The organism is Xenorhabdus griffiniae (assembly GCF_001028135.1).
Classification (GTDB): Bacteria; Pseudomonadota; Gammaproteobacteria; order Enterobacterales; family Enterobacteriaceae; genus Xenorhabdus; species Xenorhabdus bakwenae.
Genome location: NZ_LDNM01000153.1, coordinates 1 through 982, shown reverse-complemented (window position 1 = coordinate 982; position 982 = coordinate 1). Strand labels below are relative to the sequence as shown.

At 57.7% G+C, this 982-nt stretch carries 1 protein-coding gene; it reads left to right on the top strand.

The window, feature by feature from the left end:
• Positions 1–982 (top strand): Mu transposase C-terminal domain-containing protein (locus AAY47_RS19015; protein WP_047771904.1); only part of this gene is annotated, 982 nt, incomplete at both ends.

Here is a 982-nt window from a genome sequence, read left to right as displayed (position 1 = left end):
CCAGCCTTCCTATGATGCGGTACGCCGGGTGATGGCAAAACTGCCGAAGCGGGAAAAAGCCCGTGGCCGTCTTACCGGCTCCGCGGCCCGTGCACTGGAAACCTACCAGAAACGGGACTGGTCACAGATGCCGGTTAATGGCTGCTGGATCAGTGATGGTAAGAGCCTGAATTTGAAAGTGGCGCACCCCATCCACGGCCGCCCATTTACACCGGAACTGACACTGGTGCTGGATGGCCGCACGCGCTATGTGGTGGGCTGGTCGCTGGATTTATCCGAAAGCACGATTGCCGTGGCCTCGGCGTATCGCCATGCCATGCAGCATCACGGTAAGCCGCTGTTTGTCTACTCCGATAACGGGGGCGGCCAGACGAACAAAACGCTGGATGCCGATATCACCGGGATTTTCCCCCGGCTGGGTATCGGCCACATGACGAGCATCCCCGGTAATCCGCAATCACGCGGCATTATCGAACGCCTGAATGCGGTTATTCCCCGGCGTATTGCGCAGAAATTCCAGACCTATAACGGGCTGGGGGCTGACCCGGAATCGGTGCGCGTGACTGACCGCCGGATACTCTCTGCGGTCAAAGCGCAGGAAAACCAGAAAGCATTGAATGCCGTCCAGCAGGCCGCGCTGGCAAAACTGCCGTCCTGGCAACAGTTGCTGGATGCGATTGAAGAAGAAGTCGAATGCTACAACACCGGGCATGAGCACAGCGAACTGCCCAAACACAACGGCCGCCACATGACGGCGGCGGTCTACCGCAAAATAGTGCTGGAAACCGAAGGGGATGAAATCGAATACCTGACCCAGATTGAACTGCGCGAGATGTTTATGCCGGAGGTCACCCGTATCGCCCAGCGTGGCTGGGTGGAGTTCAACAATAACCAATATTTTGCTGAGAACCTGATCGAAGTGGATGGCGAAAGCGTGCGGGTGGCCTACGACATTCACGATGCCGGGGAAGTCATCATCCGC